Genomic DNA, 21,589 nt, shown 5'->3' with positions numbered 1-21,589 from the left:
AGGCGGACTTTTATCGTTTATCGGTTTTTGTACCTAAAGTGAGCATTAAGCTGCCCCTCCAGCATTTTTTTCCGCACTTGCGGATCGTTTTTTACCATTTGTTCTTTTTTGCGCATATCTTTTAGAATTTCAGCCGTCTGCACGCCGTCTTCGCGTTTGTTGGCGATATCCATCAGCCGCTCGACATCTGCAAAGGAATATTTTCTCGTTCCCCTTGAAGAACGCTGCGGATAAATCAGCTTCCGCTCCTCATAATACCTGATCTGTCTTACGGACAATCCTGTCAATTCACTGACAATCCCAATTGAAATCACTTTTTTGTCTTTATAAGAATGATCTTCTGTGGTCATTTTTCCACCCCTGGATGTCTTTTGATAATAGTATATAAAAAACATAGAGAAAAAACCTGACGCTTGTTATATTTTCTAACATGAAATAACAGATTTTTGAAAAAATACGGCAGAAAAATTAACAAGAATGATGCGTAACCGATAAGCGCGCTTTATCCTATATGTAAAGATTAATGAGGAGGAAGGATAATCATGGAGGAAGAAAAAGCGGTCTCATTGGCAAAGGAAATAATCGAGTTGGATATGAAACGGGATGAAATGCTTGAAACGTTTATGCAGCTTGCCGGAGAACATGCTTTTCAGCTTTTAAGATCAGTTCAAAACGGACTTTACCGAAAATCTTCGTAAACATAAATTCTTTACACTAGATTCATACCACGTTCATTTAAAAAGAGTATCTTATGAAAAGGATACCTCAAAATGAAGGAGGACGCTATGAGTAATTTATTGAAATCAGCATTAGAAAAAGAACGAAGCCATTATTCAGAAAAACTCTTTCAAATCGGAGTTTATAATAAAGAAGTAATGAACAAAATGACACTTTCTGAATTGCGAAAGGAATACGCATATTTCTTTCGCAGCATTCCATATCACCAAAAAAATCCTTATACAAAATAACGTATAAGGATTTTTTTGTTTCCTGAAAAGGAATTTCTCGAATTATAGCGAATAAAAATAATAAGGGCATTAAACTCTTATTATATGTAAGGGTTTTCATTATTTTTTTATAAAAATTCTATATACGGGGTAGATATGATGAGATTATCGTTTAACGAAGAAGAAGTTGAGCGTGCGATGAATTTGTACAGAGTTTTTGCAAGGGCTTTCAAAAGTGTGTCTGAACACAGCATCCGTGACAGCAAAGAGCACGGCTTCAATCCCACAGAATTTGCCGTACTGGAACTTTTGTATACGAGAGGCCCGCAAAAATTACAGCAAATTGGGTCGAGACTTCTGCTTGTAAGCGGAAACGTCACATATGTCATTGACAAGCTAGAAAGAAACGGGTTTTTAGTCAGGGAGCAGGACCCGAAAGATAAACGCTCTGTTTACGCGCATCTCACCGATAAAGGGAATGAGTATTTGGATAAGATCTATCCAATTCATGCGCTCCGTATAGCGAGAGCGTTTTCAGGCCTTTCGTCTGATGAGCAGGACCAGCTGATCCTCCTGCTGAAGAAAGCTGGCATCCACAGCCAGCATTTACTGTTTCGTTAGCCATTCCACACTCTCTTTCAGGAGAGTGTTTTTTTATATTCACATTCATCTAATATCCTGTTTAAAACCTCCTCAATCTTCAGGTCGCACATTTGGCCAAGATACCTGCTGATACGCTTTTCTGCTGCTGCCCGTTCATTCGATTGAAAAAATGCGGAAATGCGCTCTTCTGCCCGCTTCATATCCCAGTTTCTTATATCTGTAACAAGCTGCCGTTCTTTTAACAGGTTCACATTCATTTCCTCCTGACCCGGCAGCGCATGATAGATAAATACCGGAAGCCTTTTCTTTAAGCATTCACTGATGGTTACGCCTCCGGGCTTTGTCATGACGCCTGAGGACTCTGCGTACAGCCGGTTCATTTCTGCTTTGCTGTGAAGGTAAGGGATCGCCTCAATAAAAGGATGCTGTAAACTTTTAACATAGCGGTAGAGCTTTTCGTTTCTGCCGCATAATATTTTGTATAAGATATTTCCGCCTGGCGACAGCTCCTGAACCAGCTTAAAAATACCTCCGACTCCCATACTGCCGCCTGTGATTATGACAGTATAAGGCGGACGATGCTGACAGGTGTCTGCGGTTCCTGTTTCAAAAGCCCGGTGAACGGGAATGCCGGTCATAAATATTTTTTCCTGGTTAATTCCTTCAGACATGAGCTGCATCTTAATATCCATAATCGGGACAAAGTGGTAGTCAATGTTCTCCCGCCCCCATACTTGATTCACAAAAAAATCCGTGTATACATTTACGATGGCTATGTTTGGATATTCCGGTTTTAGCCGGTTCAGCAGGTAAGAAGGCAGGGCATGCGTACAGAAGGCGATATCAGGCTGTTTTTCTTTGAGAATCTGTCTCATGCTTTGCATAAACAGCCATTCATACATGGCATAGCGTCTGACCTTCTTACAATCTCCGCAAGCGAGAAGCTTGTATATTCCGCTGTACGTTTTCGGAACATATTGAATCCATTTTAAATAAGCTGAGGAGGACAGTTGTTCTAAGCGTTTATACGTATGAGAGAAGATATCGATCTTTTCTGAATGCAGCCCTTTAGATTCCAGATCAGTCTTCAAGGTATCAGCGACATGATGATGCCCTGTGGAAATGCTTAAAAAAGGAAAAATGAGAATGTTTGTCATGTCTGTCCCCCTTAAAAATATGCCAACTATATTTTGGGGAGAATCATCACAAAATATAAGGGTGTTTTTTTGCTGATAAGGAAGGTGAAGAGATGAAAACCTGTTTCCTTTCCATTTGGAGAGTGATTGACCCAATTTATTTCTTTTTTTCGAGGCTGACCTTGATTGATGATGAGCAAAAATGTGTCTTTCGAGTCAGACTGACAAAATACAAAGGGCATCATGTCGTGCTGAGTGACGGAACCCATATAAGAAAAAACGATGTGCTCGTTAAAATCCATCTGCACAACATCAAGCTGGTCAGAGAGCTGCAAAGCATTGAAAGCGCGGTCAGAAAAGGAATCATCATTTATCAAAAAGTATATCAATCAATGCCGATGCTGCTGGAGTATATCAACAATCATAAAAAAAGCGAAAAAATCAAAGGAATCATTGGCATTACAATGCTTGATAAAGGCGTAGAAAGACTCGGCTTTGACGTGGTTACCCCGGTCAATCCTTTTTACAGATCTTTTAAAAAAATTACCCATATGCCAATCTTATATTTAACGGCAAAGCCAGTGAGCTTGCGGAATTTACCGAATTCATCCTATTTGTTTATCTCGAAAGAAAAGCTTCAGCACACCTATCAAACAAAAGACTGATGCCATGGTCAGCACAGTCTTTTTAAATTTGATGGAAAGTCACTTCCGGGCGGCTTCCTACACGGATATTAACGCCAGTTTGTCCTAAACCTTCACTGATATAAAACGGTTTATCGTGGTGATAATGAAGGCCTTTAATCATATTCATGCGTACAAGCTTGCCCATTTTCACCAAATGATACGGCTTTGGCCAGTGGATTTGCCCTCCATGAAAATGGCCTGATAACAGGTAGTCAAAATGAATATCTTCCATCTCTAATATAATGTTCGGATCATGTGTCAGTACAAGGTGATAGCCATTCTCCAGACCTTTATAAGAGTTTGTGATTTTACTGCGATTCGTACTGTAATCGTCAATTCCGATAATATTAACAGGTCCTGCATCAGTATTGATGTGAACATGTTCATTTTGAAGCGTCATGCATCCATTTTCCTCGAGCACTCGCTTTAATCTTAGAAAGTCCTTTTTTTTTAATACATAATCATGGTTGCCAAACACCGCGTACATGCCATAGGCAGGCTTCAGTTTTTGCAATGCCTGCAAGTAGCCGGCCAGCTTTGGAATATTTCGTTTCCGGTCCAGAAAATCTCCGGTAAGAGCAATGATGTCTACAGGTTGATTATTTGTTAAACGATACAGCTCATCAGGCGATACAGAAATATTTTCTAAATGAAGATCCGATAAATGAAGGATATTCAGTTTTTTTCTTGCTGGAAGGCCGTCTTGCTGATCAATTGAAATCGTGTTGACCTTCACATCTTTTGTGTTGCGGTTTGCTTTATATATAAATGGCATAACAGCCAGTATGACCAATGAAAGTAAGATGGACACATGTATCCCCTCCCTTCTACCAGTATAGTAAGTGGTCCAGCCCTATGGATAGCGGGAATTAATGGGTTGAAGACCAGTTTGAAAAATACAGAAAGGATTGACATTTGATGAATGTTTTAGAAGGGAAAAGGGATAATAAATTTTGACACGTGAGGCAGATCATGCCCGATAGAAGTCAGAATAACAGATGGATGTGTTAGGGATGTTACGATTAAGACGACACAAAAAAGAAACCTATTATCTTTTGATGGCTTTATTTCTCCTTTTGCTGTATGTGTCCCCGCTTTTTATTTTGAAGGAAGACGCCCATATTCGCGTACACGATAATTTGGATTCTAATATCGCGTGGTATAAGGTGCTGGCCGACAGCGGAGAAATCATCGGCAAAGTGGATGCGGCCATTCCGCAGATCATTAACGGGCTGCCCCGGGATGCGTTCGGCACCGAGTGGAGCGGCATTGTTTGGCTGCACGCGTTGTTTTCTTCTATGACCGCCTATGCGGTAAGCCAGACCATTACGAGAGTTGTCGCTTTTTTCGGAATGTATGTGCTGCTGAAGAAACATGTGATTCCGGAGCAGAAAGCGGCATTGATCCGAATTGGCGTATCGCTCGCATTTGCTTTAACGCCTTTTTGGCCTTCTGGAATGCTGAGCACGCTTGGATACCCTTTGGCGCTGTGGGCTTTTTTGAATATCCGAAAAGGGGATATCTCATGGAGAGAATGGCTGACGCTCGGTTTGCTGCCGCTGTATTCAAGCTTTGTATTAGGCTTCTTCTTTTTCTTGGCTGGGATGGCATGCTTCTGGCTGTATGATGTCATCACAAAAAGAAAATGGAATTTCATTTTTTTAGGCAGCATCGCTTTTATGACAAGTATTTATCTTTTTGTCGAGTACCGGCTTGTCTATTCGATGGTGATTTCACACGCGCCGATGCACCGGATTGAATTTATTTCATCAAGGCATGATGTATGGCACTCTCTGCGTTTATCCGTCAAAAACTTTGTCTACGGCCATAACCATGTCATGACAGTTCATACCGTTGTGATTCTTCCAATCTTATTACTCGTATTTTTTGCTGTGCTGTTCAAACGAAATCGGACAAGGGAAGAAAACGTTTATCTTTTTCTCTGCGTGCTGAATTATGCGCTTTCACTATGGTATGCGTTTTGGTTCAACAAAATATGGGCTATTCCAAAGCAGAAATTTGCATTTTTAGCCGAATTCAATTTTGCCCGTTTTCATTTTTTGCGACCGCTGGTAATCTACATGAGTTTTGCGCTCGCTTTGTACCTCATTTGGCGAATGGTGAAGAAGTGGCAATGGCTCGTATATGCGGCAGTTACTGCGCAGCTGATTGTGCTGGCGCCTTTTAATGAGGAGTATACGTATGGCGTTCACTACAACGCGCCGACATTTCGCGAATTTTACGCGTCTGACCAATTCAAAGAGATTAAGGAGTATATCGGGCGCCCGCTAGATTCGTACAGGGTGGCGAGTATCGGTCTGCATCCGTCTATTGCCCAATACAACGGCTTTTACACCTTAGATACATATAACAACCTGTACCCGCTCTCATATAAATATGAATTTAGAAAAATCATTGAAAAAGAGCTCGAAAAAAACGCCCAATTGAAACGGTACTTTGATGAATGGGGGAGCCGCTGCTATCTGTTCGTCGATGAGCTTGGCAAACGATATGACTTTAAAAAGAATTCAAAGAAAACAATCAATCATCTTGAATTAAATACAGATGTGTTTAAACAAATGGGCGGACGATATATTTTTTCTTCGGTTCCCATCATGAACGCTGATCAAAACCACCTGGCGCTCGTGAAAACATTTGACCATAAAGACTCCGCCTGGCGCATTTATTTATACGAAACAAAATAAGGAGGATATCGATTGAAACAGCCACAGCCAGTGTTAACCATCGTCGTTCCGTGTTTCAATGAAGAGGAAGTATTTAAAGAGACAAGCCGTCAGCTGACGGAGGTTGTAAACAGCTTAATGGAAGAAAAAATGATATCAGAAGACAGTAAAATTTTATTTGTTGATGACGGCAGCAAAGACCGCACCTGGTCTTTGATTGCCATGGAAAGCGTGAAAAACAAGAAGGTAACCGGATTGAAATTAGCCTGCAATGTCGGACATCAAAAAGCGCTTTTAGCAGGTCTGCATAAAGCAAAGCAAAAATCAGACTGCGTAATTTCGATTGATGCCGATCTGCAGGATGATATCTCTGTTATCAGGGAATTTATGCTGAAATATCACGATGGTTTTGAAATTGTTTACGGCGTGCGCCGATGCCGGAAAACCGATACCTTTTTCAAGCGCACGACGGCTACAGGGTTTTACCGGCTCATGAATAAGCTTGGGATTAAGTTAATTTACAATCATGCCGATTTTCGTTTAATGAATAAAAGGGCGCTTGAAGAACTTGCGCGCTATCCGGAAGCCAATTTGTTTTTAAGGGGCATCGTTCCTATGATCGGCTTCAGATCAGCCGAAGTGTTGTATGACCGCAAAGAACGTTTTGCCGGTAAAACGAAATATCCGCTGAAAAAGATGCTTTCATTCGCTTTTAACGGAATTACATCCTTCAGCGTGGCCCCGATTCGCTTTTTTACGCTTTTGGGTTTTCTATTATTTTTGGTAAGCGCCATGGCGGGGATTGGCGCAGTCATTCAAAAAATGCTCGGACACACAAATGCAGGCTGGGCGTCTCTCATCATCTCCATTTGGTTTCTGGGCGGGTTGCAGCTCATGGGAATCGGCATTATCGGCGAATATATTGGAACGATTTTTTCTGAGGTGAAAAGACGGCCGAAATATGCGGTTGATATCGATCTGTATAATGAGCCCTTAAGCCCGCTCCAGCGGCAGGAAAGTGAGCATTTGGAGAAAAAATACAGCTAAAATAACACAAAGAGCTGACCGAATAAGTCAGCTCTTTTTCTTCAGCTGATTCAAAATAGCGGCAAGAGGTTCATCCTGCGGATTGCGGTAAAATTCATAAAACGGGCATCCGTGTTTCTTGACCCGGTCAACGACGTTATCGATTGTATACATCGCCGGTGTCAAAGATGGCTGCACCTCGTGCCAATAGAGCGGCGCCGCTACGGTGCCAAGCTCGTTTCCCCTGGTGGAATAGGGACAGATAATCGTTTTTCCTTCAGCATGCTGCAAATAATCGAGATACAATTTTCCATGCCTGTTTTTGATCAAGCGTTCGGTTGTAAATAGCTCCGGAAATGCATTGGTACAATATTCGGCAATCAGCTGTGTAAATTGGCGTGTGTCCTCGTACGTAAATGCTTCTGGTGACAAGGGAATGTAAAGCTGAATCCCCTTGTTGCCGGAAAGCTTAGGATACGATGTGATGCCGAAGGATTCGAAGAGCTGTTTAAGTTCATTTGCTGCCTGAACAGCCATTAGAAAGTCATCCCGGGACGGGGGATCTAAATCAATGACAATCTCTGCCGGCCTCCTGCTTGCAATCGTTTGAAAAGGAACATGTAACTCCAAAGCGAGCTGATTGGCAAGCCACAATAAGGTAGACAGGTCCTTACAGACCACATGTTCATGGCTCCCGTCAAAAAAGGATTGGACAAAGTCCGGCGTATAATCAGGCTTATTTTTTTGGAAAAAGGATTCGCCCCTTGATCCGTGCGGATAGCGAATAACCGTGACAGCACGATCTTTGAGAAACGGGAACAGATAGTCGCTGATTTCAATCATATACTGGATGAAATCTTCTTTTGTTTTTTTATGCTTTTCAAATATGATTTTATCTAGGCTTGTAAACTGCAGTTTTGGATGAACCGGCTTTGAGCGGCGCACGAGCTGTGCAAAGGTGCAGTCGGTCCAGTCCATATGAAATTGAAATTTGACAAACGAAACCTCTCTTAGCGTGCCTTGTAAAATCGTTAAGTACTGAACAGTAGCGCAGATCGATGGTTCGAGTGTGTATTCACCTGATGATGTTTTTTGTCCGTGCTCTTCCATAATTGCGCGTATGGCATTTTTTTCTTCCTCGCTCATTCCGTGTGATACAGAGGCGACAGGCGTCATTACACCGTTTTTTAACACAGAAACCGTCAGAAATCCATTGTGAGGATTAAATCCTGTGATACAAACATCGGCATGTTTAAAGTTTTTGTATTTCAGCCAATCAGATGACCGTTTTTTTTCGATCCATTTGCTGTTGATTTTTTTCGCTACAATTCCCTCTCCGTCATACTTTATTACCTTCTCCCAAATTGGATCGAAGTGCTGGTGGGAGGGGATATACTGAATGGTTTCCTTTGCGTAAGGATTTGGCTCAGCCGGGAGCTTTGCAGCAGACATCAGCTCATGCAGCGATGTTTTTCGGTCAATATAGGAATGAGTGGATACATCTTGTCCGCTTCGTTCCAAAAGGTCAAATGCGAGAAAGCAGCAAGGCCGAGAGTTTGCGGATTCCTGTATCTTATCCGGCCTTTTCAAGCGTCCCCGCACTTGAATATGTTCAAAATCTGAACGGAATGGATTCGCCAAAAAAACAATTTCTCCATCAAGTGTAAACGGAAGTTCCTTTTTTATATGCTGAAAAGCAGTTTCGGCGAATGTGGAAATTTCAGGGAATTTACTGTTAAGCTCTAAACCATTTCTGCTCGTTAATGTCACACCTGACGGATTAATGCGGAGAATACAGCGAAACCCGTCATATTTTACTTCGTAATGCCATTCCGCTCCTTTTGGAGGTGAAGAAGTAAGGACGGGCTGCATGGTAAACGCCATTGGCTATGATGTGCCGGAGACTTTTTTTCTAGTGGTTTTCTGCTTTTTTTCTCCGGCTCCTTTCGGTTCTCCGCCTTCGGCTGGTGCTGCCGCTGGTTTTTCCCGATTCGGCCTTTTGGTTCGGTCGATGCTGGCTTGAAGTGCGCTGACCAGGTCGATCACATCCTCACGAGGAGGCGCTTTGTCAGGAGTAACGGCTGTTTCTTTATTTTCCAGCTTATCATTGACTCTTTGCAGCAAGGCTTTTCGATACGTATCCTCATATTGTTCTGGCTGAAATTCAGTTGTCAGCTCATCTATCAACGTAATGGCTGTCTGCAGTTCTTTATCATTTACATTTGATTGATCAGGCACTCCGGGTACGTGGGCAGCGCTTCTTACCTCATCGGGATAATGAATGGATTCCATTACGATGCAATTTTCATATACGCGGAGAATGGCAAGCTGCTGTTTCGACCTGATCGTCATATTGGCAATCCCGATCTTTCCGGTGGATCGAAGCGCCTCGCGAAGAAGGGTATAGGCTTTTGTGCCGTTATCACCGGGTCCGACATAATAGGAACGGTTAAAATATATCGGGTCTATTTCCTGCAGTTGAACAAAATCGACAATTTCAACCGCTTTCTCTTCATGCTCCTGCTTTAAGCTTTTTAAATCTTCATCAGTCAGCACGACATATTTTCCTTTTACGTATTCATATCCCTTCACAATTTCATCAGGACTGAGCGTTTTTTCACAGTTCGTGCATATTTTTTCATATTTAATTGGCGCATGATCTTCTTTATGAAGACTTCGCAGCTTAATGTCTTTATCTTCTGTGGCGGCATAAAGCTTGATGGGGATATTCACCAAACCGAAGCTGATGGATCCCTTCCACATTGTATGCATATCGATGAACCACCTTTTTTTCATTATTGTGGAGATATGAGGGGGGATTCATGTGTAGTAACTTATGGGTATAAAAAACAGCCGGCGCTGTTAATGCGGCGGCTGGTTTAATATCAAGTGTTCAAGCTGTTCCGGCGGTATCGGTCTGCTGAAAAAGAAGCCCTGTAAATGGTCACAGCCTTTTTCGTCAAGCAGCTGTTTTTGGCCGGAGTTTTCTACGCCTTCGGCAATGACTTGTAAAGACAGCTGATGGCCCATGGCAATAATGGCGCCGGTAATTTGTTCTGATTTCGGATGAGTCTGAATATCATCGATGAATGATTTATCGATTTTCAGTCTGTGAATCGGAAAATCCTTTAAATAGCTTAGAGAACTGTGCCCCGTGCCAAAATCGTCAATGCTGATCCTGATGCCTAATTTGGTTAAAGAAGATAGAACCTTTTTGGAGTGGTCTAGATTATCCATGGTCATGCTTTCTGTTACTTCAACTTCAAGAAGGCGAGGGGGAAGCCTGTATTTAAAAAGGGTATTCTTGATGAGCGGAATCAGTTCCTCTGATTGAAACTGTCTGGCGGAAATATTAATGGCGACAGAAAGATCAAATCCTTTGTCGTGCCACACTTTTGCCTGCCGGCACGCCTCATCAATAATCCACTTTCCGATATCAATAATAAGGCCGGTTTCTTCGGCAACACCGATGAATTCTCCAGGCTGACGCAGATTGCCGTCTGGAGTGACAAGGCGTATGAGCGCTTCAGCACCTGTCATCTTCTGATCTTTTGAACTGAATTGCGGCTGATAATGCAAGACAAATCTTTTGTTATCAATCGCTTCCCTCAGCTCCATTTCTTGATTGAGCTTGACGGTTTCTTTATTGCCGATTGAGAAAGAGTAGTATCTGTATTTGCTTTTGTTTCGCTCTTTGGCCGCATACATTGCCATATCTGCCTTTTTCATCAATTCAGGGCCGTCTGTTCCGTCTTTAGGAGAAATCGCAATACCGATGCTGACGGATGTAATCAGTGTGTGGTCCTGAATTTTAAATGGCTTTTTGAATTGCTGAATGATTTTTTTAGCCAAAATGTCTGCTTCACCCGTTCCGGTATTGGCGTCAGTCAAAATAATAATGAATTCATCACCCCCAAGCCGCGCGATAAACCCATTATCTGGGATAACAGATGAAAGCCGTTTAGCCGCGAGCTGGAGCAGCTGATCGCCGACATTGTGGCCTAATGCATCATTTATCACTTTAAATCGATTCAAATCTAAGAAAAATACCACGGTGTTATAATCCAGGGCATGCTCGCGGTTCAAGACCTTTGTTAGGTGGGAGATCGCATGTCTTCTATTGGGTAAATCTGTAAGTGAGTCGTAATGAGCCATTCTATGGATTTTTTTTTCGGCTCTGTACTGTTTTGTCACATCTTTACAGATGACATATATGCTGTCCAGTTCTTGATTAACCTCAACAGGTATAAACGTAATATTCAAGTGAAACTGGCCTTTGTCCGTCATAAGAGTGGCATCGCTGTTAATGGCTTGTTTTTCGCTTTTGACCTGCTTAAAAAGCGCATTGATTTTTGTCGGCATATAGTGATTCCAATTTTGATGGTTTAGGCCGAAGTTATTCATCATATCCTCACCAGCATGATTAGAAGAAATAATATCTCCTTTTAATGACAGGATAAAGATCGCATCAATATTGTGAATAATTAAAGATTGAAACCGCTGTTCGTTATCCTTCATGCGTTCATTTTGTTTCATGAATTTTCGATCGGCATGGGAACTGAATAATAATAACGTTTGAATACAGAAGATGATTAAGGCAATCAGAATAGACCAATCGAATGTATGGACCTCCATATGATGGTCGGGAGGTGCACTATCTTTATAAAATGTAGCGGCCATCATTCCTGTATAATGCATTCCCGAAATGCCAATTCCCATTATTAAGGCACTGATTATTTTATAAATCAGCAAATGATCTGCAGGTTTTTTCATGGACAAGTCAAAGAAAATCTTTAGTGAGACGAATGATGCTGCAATGGCAATGACAATGGATAATGTAAAAAGCAGCGGTTCATATATCATCATTACCCGGGAAATGGAAGACATTCCGATATAATGCATAGATGAAATCGATGCACCCAGCATCACCGATCCTGTAAGCAGCCTGTAAAAGGTAAGCATATACCGGCTGACAATATATAAAGAAACAAATGATCCAGAAACAGCAGCTGCAATCGAGGCAACTAAAGGCACCAGTTCATAATGCATCGGTACCTCCGTATGAACAGCCATCATTCCGATAAAATGCATAGACCAAATCCCAAAGCCCATGATGAAAGAGCCTGCAATCAGCCACACCTTGCTTTTTAATCCTGTATGAATGGTGACTTTTCTTGATAGTTCAAGGGAGGTGAAAGATGCTGCACAAGCAATAAGAATAGATAAACATATGAGTGCTGTATTATATGTTACGTGTAATTCCATATGGAGATTCCCCCGTGTGTTCCAGTCTGGTTGACTCTCCTTAATATCGGCTGCCAGCTAAAGAATTTCAGTCTATAAGCCTAGAGAAATTGTCAGAAAAACGTTTGGAATGAAGATTCTCTGTTTTTAGTTCTGCTGACCGTCAAAAATATGTTAAAATCATTTTGATGTTTTGAGTTAAAAACAAAAATGTGTATACATAGATCAGGGAAAAGGGAAGTGAAGATGATCGAAGAATTGGTTATGTCATGGATAGAAGCATTTAAAAGCTTATCTTATTTCGGAATTTTTCTGGCGCTCTGTATTGAATTTATACCGGCTGAAATTGTCCTTCCGCTTGCGGGTTATTGGGTATCGAGAGGTGACATGACGCTTGCCGGCGCTGTTCTGGCAGGATCATTAGGAGGAGTCGCTGGTCCGCTCACCCTGTATTGGATCGGACGTTATGGAGGCAGGCCGTTTCTTGAACGTTTCGGAAAGTATCTCTTTATCAAGCCTGAGGCTCTTGACAAATCGGATGAATTTTTTAAAAAACATGGCGGTTTTGTCGCTTTTAGCGGCCGCTTCCTGCCGGGGGTCCGCACCCTGATTTCCATACCGTGCGGCATCGCAAAAATGAATGTCTGGGTGTTTTCTCTTTATACATTTATTGCCATGCTGCCGATTACATTTGTTTACGTATATCTCGGTGTGAAGCTCGGAGAAAATTGGAAAGACGTTGGCTCTATTCTAGACCAATATATGCTTCCGATCGGAATCGCCATTTTGATTTTGTTTGTTCTCTATTTAGTGATAAAGAAGAGGAAAAAACGAATGCAGTCTGAACATTTTTCAGTTTTTTTAAAAAATAAGCGTTGACAAATAAGCTCGCTCCGCATATCATTGACTTATAATATGATATTTCTTGAAATCCCAAAGGGGAGTAGCGTCCGGAATGTTTCCGGAAACAAAGTCGTCATTTCATGGATAGTGATATCCATCGGCTTTGTTGGCATGCCTGAATTCATGTCTAGCAAGACCTTTGCCTTATGTCGGCAAAGGTCTTTTTTGCATGTCCGGCCGGCATAAGATCGGATGAAGAGAAAGAAAACAACTTTTTTGGGAGGGTATCATTTATGGATGCAGCATTATTATTGGAGTATGGTTGGGTTCTTCTCGTCTTGATCGGGCTGGAAGGTATTTTAGCCGCCGATAACGCTTTAGTGATGGCGGTTATGGTAAAACATCTGCCGGAGGAGCAAAGAAAGAAGGCATTGTTTTACGGGCTGGCAGGCGCCTTTGTTTTGAGATTTGGTTCTTTATTCGCTATTTCTTTTTTGGTCAATGTATGGCAGGTTCAAGCCATTGGCGCGCTCTACTTGCTGTATATTGCAGCAAGCCACTTGCTCAAAAGATATGTATTTAAGAAAGAAGACAATCATAAGGTGACGAAGCAAAGCGGATTTTGGCCGACTGTATTAAAGGTTGAGCTGGCAGATATTGCTTTTGCTGTAGACTCCATCTTAGCAGCAGTCGCTCTGGCGGTTACGCTGCCTGGAACTTCACTTCCGAAGATCGGCGGACTTGATGGAGGACAATTCCTCGTTATTTTGGCTGGAGGCATTATCGGGCTGGTGATTATGCGTTTTGCGGCTTCGATGTTTGTTAAGCTTTTAAAGGAACGTCCAAGCCTAGAAACAGCAGCTTTTGTAATTGTCGGATGGGTCGGGGTAAAGCTTGCTTTATATACACTCGCACATGATGACATAGCCATTGTTTCCTCGCACTTTATTCATTCAGGGACATGGAAGCTGATTTTCTGGGTTGTCTTAGCGGCGATCGCAGTTAGCGGCTGGTTTATGTCAGGCTCAAAAAAACAGACGGAAGACGCACAAAACGAACAAAATAACAGAAGCCAAGAAAGGGCTTAATCATAAAGACTCTGCTGAAAAGCAGAGTCTTTTCATGTTTGAAGCGTTTTCACTGACGAAATAAAATAACATTTTTATAACAGCTTTGTTACAAAAACCTCTTATAAAACCCCCAAAATTCTCTTTAAGGGCACGAAATCCTGTATAGTACGTGAGAATGTATTGTCACAATTGAGACATTGGAAATCAATATTTCTTTTTCTCCTTTGCGATTCCCTATCAAATTAGCTATCATTAATGAGTAGTTATAGGGAGGAACTGAGGTGAAACCAGTGCTTAGCCTTTTGTTTAAATTGGGAAAAAAGAAGCAAACGCTTGAAAAAGCTGTTGAAAGTATACAAAAAGGCAATAAAGATCTGCAAAACGAGTTGATACAGCAGTATAAGCCATTTATCGCAAAGACGGTTTCATCCGTTTGTAAACGATATATAGATGAAAAAGACGATGAGTTTAGCATCGGACTGATTGCATTTAACGAAGCTATTGAAAAATACTCACCTGAAAAAGGAAATTCGCTGCTCGCATTCGCAGAGCTTATTATAAAAAGAAAAGTTATTGATTACATTAGAAAAGAAGCAAGAACCGCTCAAAATATTAATATGGATTTACAGGAGGGTGACGATCAGGAATCCTCACAAAGCTTGATTGAAGCCGAGCTTTCTATTGATGAATACCGCCGCCAAATAGAACAGGAACAGAGGCGTGAGGAAATCCTGTATTTTCAAAAGCAGCTTAAAGACTACGGTCTTTCATTTCAAGAGCTGCTTGAACATTCTCCAAAGCATGCAGACGCAAGGCAAAACGCTATAAAGGTGGCGCTCACCCTTGTAGAGCATGAAGAACTAGCTGCGATTCTTTATACGAAGAAACAGCTTCCTGTTAAACAGCTCGAACAGCTCGTTTCAGTAAGCAGAAAAACGATTGAGCGAAACAGAAAATATATCATTGCCATGTGCATTATCATTACCGGTGATTATATTTATTTAAAAGATTATCTTAAAGGGGTGCTGCACTCATGAGAAGAGGGATCATAGTCGAGAAAAATAAAAAATTCGTCACGTTGCTGACCCCTGACGGACAATTTTTAAAAGCCAAAAATGATCGCCAAACATATGAAATCGGAGAAGAAATCATGCTTCCGAGTGAGACACGCATGGGCAGAAGGGCCAGCTTTTTTGATTTTTTAAGACTGCGCCCTTTCAAAATGGGGATTTTTACGATGACTGCTATTATGCTTTTTATTTTTATTATTCTCCCCGTTTTCTCTAATGACAAGGCCTATGCGTATATGACAATTGATATCAATCCAAGCTTCGAAATGGCGTTAAACAGCGATTACGAAGTGATTGAACTGACGCCCCTCAATGATGACGGCAAGAAGGTTATCAGTGACATTGATGATTGGGAGGAGACTGATTTTAAAAAGGTGATAGATGACATTATTACGGATTGCAGCGAGCATGGATATGTAAAGGAATCGAAAGAAATATTGATTTCCACTGTTTATGAAAATACGGATGACAATACATATAAATCAGGAGTAAAAAAACAGCTGAATGATGTAACGGAAAAATATAAAACGACATACCGCATGGAATCTCTCGAAACCGATATGAAAACGAGAGAAAAAGCAAAAAAGGAAGGCGTATCAACAGGAAGCTACATAAAATCAAATGAAAAGAATAATGTGAAAGATCCAAACGAAGATTCTCAAAAATCCGGGGAAGAGGATCAAAAAAATACCGGCAGCGAGGAAGAAAACACGGATCTAACAGATGATCAAGACAGCAAACAAGGAGAAAATGAACAGCTGGATGATACGGACTCAGAGAAAGAAGATACAACAGACACGCAGAATGACGATAGTGAACTGAATAAAGACGTAAAGGAATCAGATGAAAACACGAAAACTGAAAAAGATGGGGATACTGAGCAAACCCCTACACAAGATCCTCAAGATAACGGAAATGAAGAAGAAGACAATGGTGAACAGAATAGCAAGAATCAAAAAAATTGGAATAACGGTGAAAAAGGAAAGGGTCATTCCTCATCTAATCGGGATAATGCTTCTTACCACCGTAACCCAAATAGCTACAGCAGCAATAATAAATCAGCTCAAACTGAAGATTCGCCGAGTGCCCCCGGCGAATAGAGTCCTGAGTTTATTTATTTGTGCCATTTAGCTGTGATTGTGCTTGCTGAACCAGACGCTTTGTCATTTCCCCGCCTACAGAGCCGTTTGCACGTGAAACTGTATCAGAACCAAGGTTCACACCGAATTCTTGAGCCACTTCAAGTTTAAATTGGTCTAGTGCCTGCTCCACCCCTGGAACAACGAGTTTATTTCTGCTCGCCATCTTTTTTCATCTCCTTTTTCTCGTAAGAAATTCTTAACGCGTATTTAGTTTGAAATGTACGGGGTTTATTTATGCTGGCAATTGTTGTGGGGGAATAAAAAACCCCCGGCAATCTGCCGGGGTACATCCTGATTATAGGATATCTGCGGTCATTTTGTTCGCGGTCGCCTGAATATGGAACGTCAAAATGGAGAGAACTGTAATGGCAATAATCTGCCTGATTTTGACCCATTGAGCGTCACTCAGCTCTTCAAAATGGTGACGGATAAGGTCCGTTTCCTGTTCGACGATCTGCTGGAGATTTGAATCCTTCATGGAAGGAGTGTCTTGGTGATGAATGGCATGCAGCACATGCGCGCAGCTTTCGTAGTATGCTAACGGGCTGATGACATCATCAGATCTGTCTGAGATGGTGTTAAAAGCAACTTTTAAGATAGCTCTTATGTGTTCAAAGTCATAAATGGATTTTAGGTCACGTACAATTAAAAGAATCACTGCCTGTTCAACTGAATACTTTTTACCCAGCTCAGGATGGCCAATGAGATCTTTGATATCGCGTTTCACCCAATTTTGAATCGCGGTTGACTTTAACGACGTCAGCTCGCATAAATTGCCAAGCTCAACGATTTCGTTGGTAGACAGACCGTATTCTTTTTTCTGTTTTTTTCGTTCATATCTTGTAAGAAATTCCGGAATCTGAAGATGGCTTGCAGCTTCTTCCGCTGGCATATTCGCTGATTTGACGAGGATGTCGAGCGGGCTAATGTCTCCCAGGCCTTTAAGGGAATAGAGCAGCCGTACCATCTCAATTCGAGTGAGTTTAAAAATATTCATTGTTCACCTCTTCAAGACAATTTGACGCGGATATAATCTTTATGTATAAATGCACTATTAAAGCGTCAGCAATACATTAACATCATACGTCTAAATCCTTGCATTTTCAAACAGATGTTTTATAATTTAAATATACAAGTTCTTTTGATCTTAAAAATAACGGAGGTTATTATGGCGAAAAGAATTTTTCTGTTTATTTTAACGAATATTTTGGTGCTTACAACAATCGGAATTGTTTTATCTGTCATAAGCTCTGTTACTGGAGTTGGGACGTACATTACAGCTGATGGCGGTATAAATCTTATTGCGCTTCTTGTATTCAGTTTAGTCGTCGGTTTTGTCGGTTCCTTTATGTCTCTTGCGATGTCCAGATGGATGGCAAAAACAATGATGGGTGTCAGAGTGCTGAATCCGGAAAAACATACACTTAGTTATGAAGAGCAGCAATTGGTTGACCGTGTTTATAAATTAAGCCGCTCTGCCGGCTTAACGAAGATGCCGGAGGTCGGAATTTACCGCTCATCCGAAGTGAACGCGTTTGCGACTGGTCCTTCAAAACGCCGCTCTCTTGTCGCTGTGTCGTCAGGTCTGCTTGACCAAATGGATGACGCTGCGGTTGAAGGCGTCCTTGCCCATGAGGTCGCTCATATTGCAAATGGTGATATGGTGACAATGACACTTTTACAAGGAATTGTGAATACCTTTGTCGTCTTTTTATCACGTATCGCTGCATGGATCGCAAGCCGCTTTGTTAAGGAAGATCTTGCGCCGATTGTTCATTTTATCGCAATGATTGTGTTTCAGATTGTCTTTTCCATTCTCGGAAGCCTCGTTGTTTTTGCGTATTCACGCCATCGTGAATTCCATGCTGACCGGGGAGGAGCTGATCTTGCCGGCAAGGATAAGATGATTCATGCTCTTCGAACGCTTAAGAGCTATTCTTCCCGCATCATGGAAGAAGACCAGACAGCTGTCCAAACGCTAAAGATTAATGGCAAGAAACGTTCATCGCTTTTCTCTACTCACCCTGATTTAGATGAAAGAATCAGACGGTTAGAAGCTAAATAAAACCAAAACATCCTTCCTCTGAGAACCCTCAGAGGTTTTTTTTCTGTTTCACTTTGACTAAAATAATAAAAAAATATGCAAGTTAAGAAAATGTTTCGCAAAAGCCTTTAAAAATGGAACTAATATCTTTAGAATAATTACCGTACTTTAAATGGAGAGGCAGAAGGATTTCACATGAGATTAAAGCTTGGAAAATTGATACAGGCATTATCTCCGGCCCAGCTGATTGCATTATATTATTTTCTCGCAGTAACTGTGGCCCTGATATTGCTGAGTCTGCCTGCTGCCCATAAGCAGGGAGCGGATTGGACCTTTATTGACGCACTTTTTACGGCTGTCAGTTCAGTCAGCGTCACGGGGCTGACGGTTGTTGATACAGCTGATACATTCAGCACTACAGGCATTTTTATTTTGGCATTTGTTCTGCAATTTGGCGGAATCGGTATTATGACGCTCGGCACATTTATTTGGCTGATCATGGGAAAAAGAATCGGCCTTAAAGAACGGAAATTGATTATGGTAGACCAAAATCAATCCCAGTTTTCAGGAATTGTCAATTTAATGAAACAGGTTCTTTTCCTTATATTGTGGATTGAATTTTTTGGAGGAATCATACTTGGCACTTATTTTCTAACCTACTATGATTCCTTTCAAGAAGCTTATTTACACGGGTTTTTTGCAAGTGTCAGTGCAACCACAAATGGCGGGTTTGATATAACAGGAAATTCTATGGTTCCGTTCCGCCATGATTATTTTGTGCAGTTTATTACGATGCTTTTGATCATATTCGGAGCGATTGGCTTTCCGGTGCTTGTCGAAGTAAAGGACTTCTTGTTTTCAAAGCATCGGAGGTATCCGTTTACGCTTTTTACAAAAATCACGACGATTATGTTTGGCTCACTCGTATTGTTTGGCGCCATTGGCATCTATGCGCTGGAAGCAAGCCACTCGTTTGCGGGAAAGGCATGGCACGATATTTTGTTTCTCTCCTTGTTTCAATCAACAGCTACCCGAAGCGGAGGGCTTGCAACAATTGATATCAGCCAGCTGTCGGATCCCACGCTGTTTTTTATGTGTGCGCTGATGTTTATCGGTGCGTCACCAAGCTCAGTCGGAGGAGGCATAAGGACAACAACGTTTGCTTTGAACCTGCTTGCGCTGTTTCATTTTGCGCGCGGCAATAAAGCGGTAAAAGTATTCAAACGGGAGCTGCACCCAGCAGATTTGATGAAGTCTCTTGTTGTCACAATGATGGCGATTTTGCTCGTTTTTGGAGCGACACTGATCCTTACGATAACAGAGAAGCATTCTCTGCTGGAGCTCTTGTTTGAGGTATGTTCGGCCTTTGGAACGACCGGTCTGTCCCTCGGCATTACAGCTGATTTGAGCAACGTAGGAAAATGTGTCATTATGATCGTCATGTTTATCGGACGAATCGGAATATTGACCTTCCTTTATCTGATCGGAAGAAAAGAAATTGAAGCAAATTATCATTATCCGAAGGAAAGAGTCATTATTGGATAATTAAACACCGCATCTGGCGGTGTTTTTTATTGCCAAAAAAAAGATGTGTGACCCGGCACCAGTTGGAGATCCTAACATAAACAGCTGCAGTTGATTAGCTGGTCTTGCATTTTCAAGCAGAAATAAAAATTTGAAAAACTGGCGAGGAGGATTTCTGTGAAACGTAAAGCTGAGGTCAATGAAGCCATAAAAAACAACAATACACCGACTGAGAGTATGGACAGAAATGCATATAAGACTCAATATCACGACGACCCGAATTTCCGTGGGGCCAATCGCAATTCCAAACAAGGTCAGCAAGGAGGCGCGTGATCATGAAAAAGAACCAGCATAGCAAAGATATGCAAAATCATAAAAAGCCGATGAATAAGAAGGTGCTTGAGGAAGAATTCTCAAGTGAGCTCGGGGATTACAACGCTGGGAAAACAATTGAAACTCTTGAAATAACAAAGCCGAAAAAGAAAAAAGAGAAAAAACAAAAATAAAAAACACCTCTTAGGCGGAATGCCGCTTAAGAGGTGTTTGTCTATTTTAAATAGGCATTTTTGCTGTTTCCTCTGACTAGCTGCAGCAAGCCTGTCATTCTCAGTTCAATGAACGGCTGAGCAACCGTTTTGACGAAATTGCTTGAGAGAATGGAGGTAAGGGCAGCAGTTAAGAGCAGCAGGATGACTAAGTTTTGATAGTCCGTGAGTCCATCCTCAAGCCCGACCTGCCGGAGTGTTTTAATGATAAACCCGTGGAGCAGGTATACGTAAAATGTCCTTGTTCCCCACTTTGTAAAGAAATAGCGTTTTTGCGGAACAAGCGCTAAAAAGCTGAAGGTTGCCGCAAAGGCAAGTACATACCAGCTGATCCGGGAAAGACCGCTTGCCAAGGTGACATCGCCAAATGATGAGTACGGCTTAGAGCCGAACAGCCATGAATAGTCAAAGTCGACCCCCCAACAGATGACAAATACAGCAGCGAGCACACCGAGCGCAATCTGTTTGCCTCGTTTTGATCTCAGTAAATCAAAGTGATGTTTATTCAAATAAAACCCTACAAGGAACATCGGCAAGAATACAAATGTCCGGGAGAGGCTCAGTGTGCTGCTGACAAAGTCGAGATAGCCGATCAACACCGCGATTCCGCAGCTGACAAACAGCGCCCACTGCTTAGAAAGCTTTGAAAAAGGATAGAGCAGGATATTCCAGAAAAATAAGCTTACCAGAAACCATAATGACCATTGCGGATCAATCGGATTCATATTTGTCATGCTTTCGTCTTGAATAATGTAATAAAAGACGGAATAGATGCTTTGGAAAATCAAATATGGAATAATCAGCTTAACCGCCAGCTTTTTCACATATCCGGCACGTTTAAAACCTTTGGCGAAATAACCGGATACAAGAATAAAGGCAGGCATGTGGAACGTGTAAATGAACTTGTAGAGGTAGAGCATAAAATTGTTATCATGAATAAAAGATCGAAGAATATGACCGAATACAACAAGGAATATCAATAAAAATTTTGCATTGTCAAAATAACTGTCTCGCGATTTATTCAT

The 21,589-nt window shown here is 41.6% G+C and carries 23 protein-coding genes; 14 read left to right on the top strand and 9 right to left on the bottom strand.

Features of this window, described 5'->3' with window-relative positions; translation table 11 throughout:
- Positions 1–17: 17 nt before the first annotated feature.
- Complete coding sequence (gene tnrA, locus NST16_RS10775; protein ID WP_003239028.1) at positions 18–350, bottom strand: MerR family transcriptional regulator TnrA; 333 nt, start codon at positions 348–350, stop codon at positions 18–20.
- Between the two features lie 192 nt (positions 351–542).
- Here tnrA and NST16_RS10770 point away from each other — a divergent pair, with 192 nt between their 5' ends.
- The 3 genes from NST16_RS10770 (at position 543) to NST16_RS10760 (ending at position 1,568) form a co-directional block, all read left to right on the top strand.
- Complete coding sequence (locus tag NST16_RS10770) at positions 543–698, top strand: hypothetical protein (protein ID WP_010333974.1); 156 nt, start codon at positions 543–545, stop codon at positions 696–698.
- An 87-nt stretch (positions 699–785) separates the two neighbouring features.
- The gene (locus tag NST16_RS10765; RefSeq protein WP_010333975.1) at positions 786–968 is read left to right on the top strand and encodes a hypothetical protein; all 183 of its coding nucleotides are present in this window, start codon (positions 786–788) and stop codon (positions 966–968) included.
- 135 nt (positions 969–1,103) lie between these two features.
- Positions 1,104–1,568: a MarR family winged helix-turn-helix transcriptional regulator gene (locus NST16_RS10760; protein WP_081638289.1), complete on the top strand. Its 465-nt coding sequence runs from the start codon at positions 1,104–1,106 to the stop codon at positions 1,566–1,568.
- Positions 1,569–1,585: 17 nt separating this feature from the next.
- Here the strand turns inward: NST16_RS10760 and NST16_RS10755 are convergent, their stop codons facing one another.
- A complete protein-coding gene (locus tag NST16_RS10755; protein ID WP_340886400.1) occupies positions 1,586–2,707 on the bottom strand; it encodes an MGDG synthase family glycosyltransferase in 1,122 nt (373 codons plus the stop codon).
- 92 nt (positions 2,708–2,799) lie between these two features.
- On the opposite strand from NST16_RS10755, the gene NST16_RS10750 reads away from it, so the two are divergent.
- Positions 2,800–3,351: a YkoP family protein gene (locus NST16_RS10750; protein ID WP_168747586.1), complete on the top strand. Its 552-nt coding sequence runs from the start codon at positions 2,800–2,802 to the stop codon at positions 3,349–3,351.
- Between the two features lie 22 nt (positions 3,352–3,373).
- On the opposite strand, the gene NST16_RS10745 is transcribed toward NST16_RS10750, so the two are convergent.
- Complete coding sequence (locus tag NST16_RS10745) at positions 3,374–4,147, bottom strand: metallophosphoesterase (protein ID WP_340888333.1); 774 nt, start codon at positions 4,145–4,147, stop codon at positions 3,374–3,376.
- Positions 4,148–4,385: 238 nt separating this feature from the next.
- On the opposite strand from NST16_RS10745, the gene NST16_RS10740 reads away from it, so the two are divergent.
- Both NST16_RS10740 and NST16_RS10735 read left to right on the top strand, forming a co-directional pair.
- Positions 4,386–6,077 (top strand): DUF6044 family protein, encoded by a 1,692-nt coding sequence (locus NST16_RS10740; RefSeq protein WP_340886395.1) that lies wholly within the window; start codon positions 4,386–4,388, stop codon positions 6,075–6,077.
- A gap of 12 nt (positions 6,078–6,089) precedes the next feature.
- Positions 6,090–7,103: a glycosyltransferase family 2 protein gene (locus NST16_RS10735; protein WP_326197156.1), complete on the top strand. Its 1,014-nt coding sequence runs from the start codon at positions 6,090–6,092 to the stop codon at positions 7,101–7,103.
- A gap of 27 nt (positions 7,104–7,130) precedes the next feature.
- Here NST16_RS10735 and NST16_RS10730 read toward each other — a convergent pair whose 3' ends face one another.
- The 3 genes from NST16_RS10730 to NST16_RS10720 form a co-directional block, all read right to left on the bottom strand.
- Positions 7,131–8,966 (bottom strand): DNA ligase D, encoded by a 1,836-nt coding sequence (locus tag NST16_RS10730; protein WP_340886390.1) that lies wholly within the window; start codon positions 8,964–8,966, stop codon positions 7,131–7,133.
- A gap of 3 nt (positions 8,967–8,969) precedes the next feature.
- Positions 8,970–9,854, bottom strand: coding sequence for a non-homologous end joining protein Ku (gene ku / locus NST16_RS10725; protein WP_168747592.1), 885 nt, complete (start codon positions 9,852–9,854; stop codon positions 8,970–8,972).
- Between the two features lie 90 nt (positions 9,855–9,944).
- Complete coding sequence (locus NST16_RS10720; protein WP_340886388.1) at positions 9,945–12,347, bottom strand: bifunctional diguanylate cyclase/phosphodiesterase; 2,403 nt, start codon at positions 12,345–12,347, stop codon at positions 9,945–9,947.
- A 189-nt stretch (positions 12,348–12,536) separates the two neighbouring features.
- On the opposite strand from NST16_RS10720, the gene NST16_RS10715 reads away from it, so the two are divergent.
- The 4 genes from NST16_RS10715 to NST16_RS10700 all read left to right on the top strand — a co-directional run bounded on the left by NST16_RS10715 (position 12,537) and on the right by NST16_RS10700 (position 16,409).
- Positions 12,537–13,205 (top strand): DedA family protein, encoded by a 669-nt coding sequence (locus NST16_RS10715; RefSeq protein ID WP_050549475.1) that lies wholly within the window; start codon positions 12,537–12,539, stop codon positions 13,203–13,205.
- A gap of 257 nt (positions 13,206–13,462) precedes the next feature.
- On the top strand, positions 13,463–14,257 hold the full coding sequence (locus tag NST16_RS10710; RefSeq protein WP_010333986.1) for a TerC family protein: 795 nt from the start codon (positions 13,463–13,465) through the stop codon (positions 14,255–14,257).
- A 263-nt stretch (positions 14,258–14,520) separates the two neighbouring features.
- The gene (gene sigI, locus NST16_RS10705; RefSeq protein WP_010333987.1) at positions 14,521–15,276 is read left to right on the top strand and encodes an RNA polymerase sigma factor SigI; all 756 of its coding nucleotides are present in this window, start codon (positions 14,521–14,523) and stop codon (positions 15,274–15,276) included.
- Positions 15,273–16,409 carry an anti-sigma-I factor RsgI family protein gene (locus NST16_RS10700; protein WP_326202058.1) on the top strand — a complete coding sequence of 379 codons (1,137 nt, stop codon included), beginning with the start codon at positions 15,273–15,275 and terminating at the stop codon, positions 16,407–16,409. The genes sigI and NST16_RS10700 overlap by 4 nt, the downstream gene beginning before the upstream one ends.
- A gap of 10 nt (positions 16,410–16,419) precedes the next feature.
- On the opposite strand, the gene sspD is transcribed toward NST16_RS10700, so the two are convergent.
- Both sspD and NST16_RS10690 read right to left on the bottom strand, forming a co-directional pair.
- Positions 16,420–16,614: an acid-soluble spore protein SspD gene (sspD, locus tag NST16_RS10695; RefSeq protein WP_010333988.1), complete on the bottom strand. Its 195-nt coding sequence runs from the start codon at positions 16,612–16,614 to the stop codon at positions 16,420–16,422.
- 132 nt (positions 16,615–16,746) lie between these two features.
- Positions 16,747–17,448, bottom strand: a complete 702-nt coding sequence (locus NST16_RS10690) for a DUF1836 domain-containing protein (RefSeq protein WP_010333989.1) — start codon at positions 17,446–17,448, stop codon at positions 16,747–16,749.
- 171 nt (positions 17,449–17,619) lie between these two features.
- Between NST16_RS10690 and htpX the strand changes: the two genes are divergently transcribed.
- From htpX to NST16_RS10670, 4 genes are all read left to right on the top strand, one after another.
- Entirely contained in the window at positions 17,620–18,516 is an 897-nt protein-coding gene (gene htpX / locus NST16_RS10685) for a protease HtpX (protein WP_010333990.1), read from the top strand.
- A 174-nt stretch (positions 18,517–18,690) separates the two neighbouring features.
- Positions 18,691–20,040, top strand: coding sequence for a Ktr system potassium transporter KtrD (gene ktrD / locus NST16_RS10680; protein ID WP_268505513.1), 1,350 nt, complete (start codon positions 18,691–18,693; stop codon positions 20,038–20,040).
- Positions 20,041–20,196: 156 nt separating this feature from the next.
- Positions 20,197–20,352, top strand: a complete 156-nt coding sequence (locus NST16_RS10675; protein WP_010333992.1) for a hypothetical protein — start codon at positions 20,197–20,199, stop codon at positions 20,350–20,352.
- Positions 20,353–20,354: 2 nt separating this feature from the next.
- A complete protein-coding gene (locus tag NST16_RS10670) occupies positions 20,355–20,525 on the top strand; it encodes a hypothetical protein (RefSeq protein WP_340886370.1) in 171 nt (56 codons plus the stop codon).
- A 41-nt stretch (positions 20,526–20,566) separates the two neighbouring features.
- Here the strand turns inward: NST16_RS10670 and NST16_RS10665 are convergent, their stop codons facing one another.
- Positions 20,567–21,589: an acyltransferase family protein gene (locus tag NST16_RS10665; RefSeq protein ID WP_010333994.1), complete on the bottom strand. Its 1,023-nt coding sequence runs from the start codon at positions 21,587–21,589 to the stop codon at positions 20,567–20,569.

The sequence above is a fragment of the Bacillus sp. FSL K6-1005 genome (assembly GCF_038000225.1).
Classification (GTDB): Bacteria; Bacillota; Bacilli; order Bacillales; family Bacillaceae; genus Bacillus; species Bacillus mojavensis.
Note: the sequence above shows the minus strand (reverse complement) of the source record. Positions and strands in the feature narration are given on the sequence as shown.